Annotated in this window: 7 protein-coding genes; 1 reads left to right on the forward strand and 6 read right to left on the reverse strand. The window is 47.5% G+C overall.

Going from position 1 to position 9,207, the window contains the following annotated elements; all coding sequences use genetic code 11:
• Positions 1 to 283: 283 nt before the first annotated feature.
• The 6 genes from acsC to cdhA are packed head-to-tail and all read right to left on the reverse strand — an operon-like array spanning position 284 to position 8,210.
• Positions 284 to 1,693 (reverse strand): acetyl-CoA decarbonylase/synthase complex subunit gamma, encoded by a 1,410-nt coding sequence (acsC, locus tag ACCM36_RS08530; protein WP_370573331.1) that lies wholly within the window; start codon positions 1,691 to 1,693, stop codon positions 284 to 286.
• A 3-nt stretch (positions 1,694 to 1,696) separates the two neighbouring features.
• Positions 1,697 to 3,034 (reverse strand): CO dehydrogenase/acetyl-CoA synthase subunit delta, encoded by a 1,338-nt coding sequence (gene cdhD, locus ACCM36_RS08535; protein ID WP_370573332.1) that lies wholly within the window; start codon positions 3,032 to 3,034, stop codon positions 1,697 to 1,699.
• Between the two features lie 28 nt (positions 3,035 to 3,062).
• Positions 3,063 to 3,815: an AAA family ATPase gene (locus ACCM36_RS08540; protein ID WP_370573333.1), complete on the reverse strand. Its 753-nt coding sequence runs from the start codon at positions 3,813 to 3,815 to the stop codon at positions 3,063 to 3,065.
• A gap of 12 nt (positions 3,816 to 3,827) precedes the next feature.
• Positions 3,828 to 5,255, reverse strand: a complete 1,428-nt coding sequence (gene cdhC, locus ACCM36_RS08545; protein WP_370573334.1) for a CO dehydrogenase/CO-methylating acetyl-CoA synthase complex subunit beta — start codon at positions 5,253 to 5,255, stop codon at positions 3,828 to 3,830.
• A gap of 31 nt (positions 5,256 to 5,286) precedes the next feature.
• Positions 5,287 to 5,796, reverse strand: a complete 510-nt coding sequence (gene cdhB, locus ACCM36_RS08550; protein ID WP_370573335.1) for a CO dehydrogenase/acetyl-CoA synthase complex subunit epsilon — start codon at positions 5,794 to 5,796, stop codon at positions 5,287 to 5,289.
• On the reverse strand, positions 5,796 to 8,210 hold the full coding sequence (gene cdhA, locus ACCM36_RS08555) for a CO dehydrogenase/acetyl-CoA synthase complex subunit alpha (protein WP_370573336.1): 2,415 nt from the start codon (positions 8,208 to 8,210) through the stop codon (positions 5,796 to 5,798). Before cdhA ends, cdhB begins: the two co-directional genes overlap by 1 nt.
• 359 nt (positions 8,211 to 8,569) lie before the next feature.
• Between cdhA and ACCM36_RS08560 the strand changes: the two genes are divergently transcribed.
• Positions 8,570 to 9,207, forward strand: a 638-nt coding sequence (locus ACCM36_RS08560; protein ID WP_370573337.1) for a rhomboid family intramembrane serine protease, incomplete at its 3' end; no start/stop codon positions are given.

A 9,207-nucleotide genomic window follows, 5' to 3' on the forward strand; every position in this document is an offset into this window, starting at 1 on the left:
ATCAGAGAAGTTGTATAACTCATATCCGGAAGAGCAAATGCATAACCCTTCACAAAGTATACAGTTCCATTTCAGATTTAACTCAATTCTAAGTAAACAATAGACAGCTCTCTACAGAGCCTTTATTCCAGGATTTAATAAGGCTGGATTTGCTGTGCAGGCTCTGGCCGGGCCCGCGCAACACGCATTCATTTGCGATGTGTCGGCGTGGTCACCCACCCCGAGAACAGAATGTCTGTGAACGAGTGTAAATTGTTCTCAGGGTAGTGCAGACACCTTGATTTTACTTTGCTTTAGGAGGCCAGTTCTTTTCCATCCAGCCCGGAAGCCGACCGGAATCGGCGGGTCCGATCATTACCCTTGCACCTGTTTCATCCTCCACATCACCCTGCAGACGTGCTGCAAGTCCCGGAAGGATTATGGTGTTATGGGTTGTGTCATTCTTAAGATCGAAACCGGAATCCTCTATGCCTTTCTTTATCTTGGCTGCTGTGAGCTGACCACCAGCTACTGCAGCTTCCACACCGATACCATCAGTATCTATGGCCCAGAGGAAACAATTGATCTTGCTGGAAGCAAGGTCGCTCTCCACTGTGTAGTAGGTGAGGGCAAAGTTGGTTGTGACCAGCACCGGTGAATCCTTATCCGGAGTACCCACCTTGTACATGGCAGGCTGTACGCTCACAGGTTTCCTGGGGTCGGTGTAGATCGTGTCCCTTATATGCAGCTGTGGAAGCAGGGCATAGGGCTCGATGCTGTGCATTATCATTACATCGCCATACTTTATGGTGAATATGGATGCAACAACTGTTTCCCAATATGAGGCACTAACAGCATCTTCCTGCACCATCCAGGCAGTGAACGGGACTGCCATGATAGGATAAGCGATATCCCTGTCACCTTCAACGCCGGCTCTTCTTATCTTCAGGAAATTGGTGAAGGTCTTCTTAAGGCCCTTACCTGCGGGGAATGTTCCCGGGTCAAGCACAAGCTTCTCGGTGCCCATCTTTGCGAAGGTCACTGCAAGGGATTTGAGCGTATCCAGGTCATCCGGTGAGAACAATGTAACAGGTACATTGTATTCAAGTGCAAGATCTGCTACCTGCTGCCAGTTATCCTTGTTTGCAGCGTACAGCAATGGATTTTTGTCCTTTGCCACTTCAAGGCCAGCTCTTAGTACTTCAGGGTCGAAGGAGCACAAAATGAGTGGCATATCAGTCGTACCAATCACCTTTTTCACGGCATCGGCAAACTTTTTCGGATCCTTGGAAACGCACCTGACAGCTACCATGTCCAATGTAAGGAAGTTGCCTACGTAGAACTTCTTGAAGTCCTGGATCTTCTTTACCCTCTCCACAAGTTCATTTTCGGGCATGGTGTCCCATACATCATAAGCAAGTACAGTGGGGTTAAAGAACGTGAGTCTGTGACGATACAGCACATCATCTCCACCGATCTTCACTGCCTTTTCGCCCACACCAACCACCACTTCACGAATCTCGGGGGCGAGAAGTGCCTGCAGTTCCTTGAACTTTTTGCTGAACTTCTGTTCAAGCATGGGTGTGCAGTCTGTGAGTTTCTTGGACCTGTCGATCAGGTGTGCAGCAAAGGCCATACATGTCTGTTCACCACACTCGCCACAGTTAGTACCGGGGAGATACTTATAGGCTTCAAGCGGACTGTTGATCTTCATGTTTCACACCTCCGCTCCGATCCAGTTGCTGATATCAACTGCTTTCGATTCAATAGAACCATAAAGTGTCTGGGTGATCTCCTTGAGCACCTGTACGGAGGTGGGGTGCATCATCATGAACATATCGTTACCTGCAAGGGACAATGCCAGACCGGTAATGATCTCCCATATGGGACCGCGGTATTCCCTGGGGCCCCATTCAGAGTCCTGTGGCAGTGGTGATGAGACCATCCATGCTTCGCGGGCACCCCATGCATTGGTGGTACCTGAGGACATTGGGAATGTCAGTTCATCATCGCCCATCAGACCTGCGAGCCTTATACGTTCCATGTTACTGTAAGCATAATCCAGACCATAACCAAGGGCTGCGGTGGTGGGGTCCATTATAATACTGTCCCTGGGAACGTTGCACTGCTTCATGAGTTTCCTGTTTAGCTCTTTCTGGGCATTGATCTCAAGCTGGGTCCAGGACAGCACGACATGGCCATTGTTTATCGCTGCCTTGGCTATTCTCTCATAGTCCAGGTTCAGACTTGCGGACGCGAGAAGTACACGCTCTCCAGCTGCAGCTTCTGCGGCTTTTTCCAGTACTTCCGGGTCCTTCTGCGGGTTACCGGAACCACCGATGACTATAGGCACATCCACAGCCTGCAGCACATCTTCAACAACTTTGGCTGCGTCGCGGGCAGACGTGTCTTTGATAAGCGGGTCAGTGGAGATCAGGTGGATGGTCACCATGTCTGCATTGAATTCCCTGACGACTTTCTTTGCCCATTCGGCAGGATCGTTAATAACGTCATCATAGTTGGATTTAACGGCCTTTGCCATACCAATAGGCATGTCGAACACATCCATAGTGATATAGTTGCGGTGAGGCATTTCCGCATCAAAGTAATATGGCAGGGCGTTTTCTCCTCCCAGGGTAATAGTACTCTTCCTGGAGCCACCATCTGCGGATGTGGCACCCAGGGTCACTTCCTGTATGGGGTTGTTCCAGTTCTTTACTGAAGCCACCTCGAATTTTGCAGCCAGAAGTTCCTGCATTCTGGTCTTTGCAGCAGCCATCTCAGGTACAGGAGACGGGGCACCGGCAACACCCATGCCCAAAGCCTGTGAGAAAAGCTGATCTACCGGGTATCCCAGTATCCTTCCTATATTAGCCATGTGCAGAGAGATGTGTGAGATCTCCTGTCCCAGTGCATAGGCCAGTGCGGGGTTAAGTCCTCCACCGCCAGTGATATTTAATTCGATATCACCCTCAATGGTCACACCTTCAAGGGCTTCGATATCGAAATCCTTGAACAGGTTGGTGATATCGGTCAGTTTGGTCTTCTTTGTCATATGCATTCCACCATAAATCAAGAGAGCGTTATAAATTTAGTTTCCGGGAGATATTCTCTACTTCCCTGACAGCAGGCGAGTCGTCTGGAAGTTCCATAAGCGGCTGTCCTGCAAGGTCTCTTTGTACTATCATTTCATCCATTGGGACCATACCTATAAGTTCCAGTCCCAATTCCGCAGCGGTCCTCACGATCGTTTCACGGGTACTGTCAGTAACCTTGTTAGCGATCACATATATGTGATTCACATCGGTTTCCAGTTCCCCTACTAGCTCACGGATGCGTTCTGCAGTTCCCAGTCCCCTGCGTGATCCGTCTGTGACTACTATCAGGTCGTCCACCTGCTTGAATATCTTTCTGCTGAAATGTTCAAGTCCTGCTTCGGCATCTATTATAAGCACATCATAGTTACCTACTAGTTTGTTCATTATGCCTCGTAGCAGGTTATTGACATAACAGTAGCATCCGGCACCTTCGGGGCGGCCCATGACCAGCAGGTCATATCCGGGCATTTCTTCCAGTATCTCATAGAGCTTGGACTCCAGAATGGACTGCTTGTTGACATCAGGAGGAAGATTGTCACGTTCTTCGTGCATGAATTCCTTCACATCGCCGATGGTCTTGTGCACCTCACATCCCAGCGTTTCAGGAAGGTTTGTGTCAGGGTCAGCATCCACTGCCAGAACTACCTTGTTTCCTCTGGTGAGGTGGCGGATGAGTAAGGTGGTGATGGCTGTCTTTCCAGTCCCACCTTTCCCGGTCACTGCGATTATTCTGGTCACAATAGGCCTCTATTACTCGATCTTTTTGATGATTATCTTGTCTACTGTCACCTTGGCGTTCTTAAGAACTATTTTCACGCCGCCACTGCCGGAGCCACCCATCATTGGCATGGAGGGCATAAAGCCTGCTGGCATCTGCTGTGGAATATATTGCATCGGCTGTTGATACTGTGTCTGAGGAGCCTGGCTGGCTACTGCTTCTTCTTCTGCCGGAGCTTCTTCCTCTTCCACTACCCATCTCTTTACCACAGGGTGGTCTTTCTCTTTAAGGAAGTTTTTCAAGGACTCGACATCTTTTACATCTTCATCGGTTGCGATCTTATCCTTAAGCGCAGCAGGAATACTGTCCAGCACTTTCTGCTTCAGCATGCTTGGCATCCATACTACGCGGTCCCAGCCACCGTCGGCGCTGATAAATTTTGGTGAGCGGAAGTAGTTGACACCAATTCCCAGGAAACCTACTACTTGTTTGCCTCCACCCGTCTGTCCTGCCATTGTCGAGAACTGCAGACCGTTGGGTGCAGTGCCGGCAAAGTCTCTGTCCACCCAGCCAATACCGTCAACTTCAGGCACATAGAAACCTACTACTTCGAAACAACCGCATGAAGTGTGGGGATATTCGAAGAAAGAGTGCAGTTTTATTCTGTCATACTCACCGCTAGATAAGCGCTTTGCAAGATCGTTAACACCGGAATACTCACCGGATGCAGCATCGAGGAGTTCTCCCTTTTCAATGGAGAACTGTGGTCCTTCGGGGTCGACCTTGGCAGCTGCTCTGCCATCGAACCAGTTGATGGCACCACACAGGGATATCCTGTCAGGTGTAATGACACAGACATTAGTTGGTGCAAAGGACTGGCACAGGGTACATCCATAGAACGTGTCCACATCTTCGTCATGAAGGCCCTTTGTCCTGTCATCCCTTGCTTTGTAGACATCTCTGGCGTTCTCTATTTCCTTTTCAATTTCAGCCTGGTCTGTGATATATACGGTTTCCACTTTCTCTATAAATGGAAGCTCGTTCTTGAAGAGCATCATGATGGCTTTTGCGACCTGCTCAAAGGAAGTAAGTCCCTTTTTTACAGCTTCTTTGCTTACCCTTAACCATACATCGTCTCTCTGGTTAAGGTGCATAAGACCCTGTATATAGTTCTGGAACTCATGGTTCCTCCTTTCGACTATTGATTCCAGGTCAGTTTCCACCAGTTCACCTGCTATCTTGTAGATCATAGCAATAGGATATCTGGAACCTTCAGCCATGTCTGCAAGGTCAGTGCCGATGAGTGTGAACTTGCCATCTTCCACATCGTTCATATCCGCTGCTCTTACCAGTTCGAAACCAATGGATTTCGGACCTGCAAGTTCAACATGCATATTGTCCTTTCTAATCCTTTCTCCTTCGAACATAGGAGATATCTCAAAAGGGAATTCATCTGCCATTTTACTTTCTCCGCGATTTCTTGATCATGATTTAAAGGTTAGCTATGAGCTCATCAAGTGCTTCCAGATGGTCTTCGGGTTTCAGGTTCCCGAAGGACATATCTGCATTCTGGGAATAGTACCTGTCTATAGCCAGTGTCTTGATATCAGTGAAGTTCTTTAGGCCGGACAGCACCTGGTCCAGATAGTATTGCTTGTGTGAGAGGAATATCACCAGATCGTAGGAACCTTGGCCATCCAATCCTTTCCAGTTCTTGTCACCAAGGTAGTGTGCAAGGAAATGGATATTGATATACTTTGCATTTATATCCTGGTCCTTGAAACCCTGCATCGAATGTCCTGTTGCAGCTATCTGCAGACCTTTTTTTCCAAGCGCAATAGCTTTTGATATCACATCGCTCTCAAGAACTTCTGCACCAACAACCAGCAAAGGTCTCTTGGCTTTGGAAATAAGTTTGGCAGCCACTAATGGCTGCACAGGTTTTGCTTTCCTGGTTCCCCAGGTAGTATATACCATCGTGTTCTTTGTAGTGTCCACCATCAGCACACACTCTCCTTACAGAGCCTCTTGACATTGGTAGGCTGTGCAGATACATCCATTTTCATGCTTGGACCTGAGATGATCTTCTTTCTCTTCCAGTCTATCTGCCATCCATGCTTTTGTTCCAGGATCTTCAACAATTCCTCACGCTTTGCAAGAGGCAGGTCGGTCTCTAGCCTCACGAACTTGTACCAGTCTTCGGGCAGATGACCCAGATATTTCTGGCTCAGTTCGATATAATGTGTCAGCTTGATCATGCGTCCCATATTGTTGTCACTTGGCCTGATACAGTTCTTCGCGATCATGGGCATGAGCTCTTCAATGGTCTCTGCGGTTGTAAGCAGGAATTCCGGTGAGGAAGGAATGGGCATTTCTTCTCCGTTACGTGCATCGTATACTTTCCAGTCCTCTTCATTATAGGGCCTGCCGATAAGTGCGCGTCTGTATTTGGAGCCATGGGGTCCTACTATGACCGGAATACCCAGCCTGTTGCAACCCGTGGCTATAGATGCCGCTTTCTGAGAGTATGCTCCCCATGCCACTCCCACTGCACCGATGCGGTTCATAATGTAGTCTGCAATTTCCTCAAAGTTACCAGTGATGTTCCTCTGCGCGAATATAGCAGCGACCTTGATGGCAGTACCTGTAATGTGTGAGTTGGACACACAGGAGCCAACGTTTATTAGGTTGCCTGCCAGGAACTTGGCCGGATACTTCTCATACAGGGTCTGACCTTCTTCATCCTTGTACATCCCCAGATCCATGGCGGAACATCCTGACATGACCACGATGTAATTTCTCTGGAGCATCTCATTGGCCACAGTGTACAGATCCTTAGTGCCCTCGGGATAGTTGGAGCAGCCTACCATTGCCACGATACCCGGCGTAGTACCCATCACGAGGTTGACACCTTCTTGTCGGATCTCAGGGTCACTGATCTGGCCCCTTCCCGCACGCATCTTACCTTTTTCCTCACGGATAGCCTTTTGTGCTGCTTTTTCGATCACATTAAGGATTGGGATACCCTTCGGGCATACGGGATCACAGCGTCCGCAAGCTATACAATGGTCATGAAGTTTCTCGAATTTAGTAAGATCTCCCTCAACTGCTGCTGTCATAGCATTCATTATGGGCAGGTTGTTGGGGCATACTAACTCACAGGCACCGCATTGCACGCATGCGGAGGTCAAAGATTTCAGCTCTTCCTCAGAAGGCAGGGATTTGATACCCTTCGCATCTCTGATGGGTGCCATAGTCATTGCAAGACGGGGAGCAACTTCCCCAAGCAGATCGAAATCCAGTATTAGGGCTCCTGCTTCCTTCCCACTGGATAGGTCCTCTATGATCTTGTCAGCACTGTCCTTTGATCTGTTGGGCAAGCCGTACATGATCTTCTCATTCGTGGTGATCACAGGTATGAATAGCTTCTTTGCTTCATCCAGAACATCGGCTCTGACACACTGCTCATCCACTACTATAACATCAGGAGCAGCAGAACGTATCATCTTTAGTTCTTTTGCCAGAGCACCGATAACCTTAGCTCTGGGCTGGCCTCCCTTATCCGTCTGATAGCGTGTCATATCAATGGCTGTACAGCACAGACCTGCAAGTTCTATTTTTTCATCCAGCTCATGTTCTCTCATATAGTCCATGATATACGTAACACCAGCAACATTATGCCCTATAACAAGTAGTACAGGTTTTGTGGAATCTATACATCCCATTCCTATATCTGCAAGAGGAGCTTCCGGATCGGATTTTGGCATTCCCAGGCATGAGATTTGAGCAAGGTCAGATACTTCCATACCCACGTGATCCAGCATTCCTCCGTGCATTGCTTTTGATTCAAAATCAAGGGATGAACCCTCCTGACCTGCATGGATCGTCGCAAGCAACTGGGTCAGCTGCTCTTCTACATAATCCATAACCTTCTCAAGGTCTCCCAGGGTTTTGGGCATTATTCCCGTGACCATCTGCGTATTGGGAGCCAGCAGGTTTGAAGGTCCTACATCTATGGGATGATCCCTTCCATGTATTTCTATGAGGTGATGCAATATATGTCGCCCATGTCCGGCATGGGCCGCAGCACCGGTAATCACACGCAGAAGGAACTCCCTTGCTTGATGCGCTTCCATGTTTATACCGCATGCTCCTTCCTTGTTCCCACCGAGGTCACATTTACCAAATGTACAATAACAACATTGGTCACAAACAGGAGTGTATACTGGCTGATAACGGGACAGCAATTTGTAGTCCCAGTCCCTCAGGCCGGATATACCCGGTTTGGGAGTTGGGCCCATCTCAATGCCTTCCTCTTCGGCTTTTGTCTCTATGGCACCTACTATGTTGTTGATCGTGATCTGGACGTTCTCCAAATCCTCAAGGGAGAACTTACCTGTTGATATTTTACTCATGTGTTTGGCCCTCCGTTTGTCCCACTGCATACTTTTAAGAATTTTCATAGCAACGGATGTTACAAATTCAACCAAGCGTAATACTCTTATATAAGTATTTGGTGGCATCCTAATGCACAAGCCTCTATAAAAATATTCCCCTCTTTTATCACGATTGTTTATGATAAATGGTTGTATGGTATAATCTAATGAATCTACTAGTACAAAAAAGGAAATTACAGTGGATTGGAATTTAGATAGGTAATGGTATCATATAAAGCTTCCGCAAATGTCATGATTATTCTTGATACTCTATAATGTGCTCCTTCCCTTTCAGAAACTGTTTTATTTTATGTGTCTATAGGTAGATAGAGGATAACTTGGTAAAGGATGCAGATGATAGTTGCTGGATATGCGGTAAAAAAGAACTTTTACCTTTCAGGTGCAGATATTGTGGAAAGAACTTCTGTACAGCGCACCGATTGCCGGAACAGCATGCATGTCCGGGACTGGAATTCGATCAACGTCATTCGGGATATACTGGCAGTACCAGCAAAAAAGATGCTGATGATGTATTCAAGGATATGCTCCGCACGACGACAAAGAAAGCTGCAAAGGGCGTGGCGAAAGGTATTTGGGGTAGTATTATGAGTTCAATGAAAAATAGTCCTTCAATGGCTATTATATATATTTGTGTGGTATCGTTCTTTGTCGGGAACATTCTTTTGGGAGCAAGGTACTTCGATCTTTTCGAGCTCACACCTGCGTTGATGCTGATACGACCCTGGACAATAGTGACCCACATGTTCCTTCATGTGGATTTCGGTCATCTGTTCTTCAATATGCTTGTGCTATTCTTCTTCGGACGTGAGCTGGAAAACCGCATAGGTAATCGTACTTTCCTGGAAGTGTATTTTATTTCAGGTATTGTGGCAGCTATAGGATATTACTTGACTGTTTCAAATCCAGAATCGGCTGTAGTAGGTGCGAGTGGTGCCATCTTGGGTGTTTTTGCCAC

The sequence above is a fragment of the Methanomethylovorans sp. genome (genome assembly GCF_041305605.1).
GTDB lineage: Archaea > Halobacteriota > Methanosarcinia > Methanosarcinales > Methanosarcinaceae > Methanomethylovorans.